Annotated in this window: 1 protein-coding gene; it reads left to right on the forward strand. The window is 32.5% G+C overall.

What is annotated here, in order from left to right; genetic code table 11:
- Nucleotides 1–265: DUF4301 family protein (locus ACY2RT_RS15395; protein WP_490156808.1), on the forward strand; the 265-nt coding region annotated here is incomplete at both ends.

The following is a 265-nucleotide window of genomic DNA, read 5'->3' on the forward strand; positions in this document are numbered from 1 at the left end:
TTACCGAAGAAAATAAACCATTTCGGGACGATAAAGGTAATGTGATTTTTCGTCCTTCCGGTCATGGCGCATTATTGGAAAACCTCAATGAAATAGATGTAGATATTATTTTTATAAAAAACATAGACAATGTTGTTGCCGAAGAGTATATAGAAGATATTGCCTTTGATAAAAAATTGCTTGCAGGAAAATTACTTTGGCTACAACAGAAGATATTTAACTATTTAAAAGAGATCAATACAGAGAGTGACTCGTCAGAATCTGT

The sequence above is a fragment of the Ulvibacter sp. 2210JD10-4 genome, from assembly GCF_058148525.1.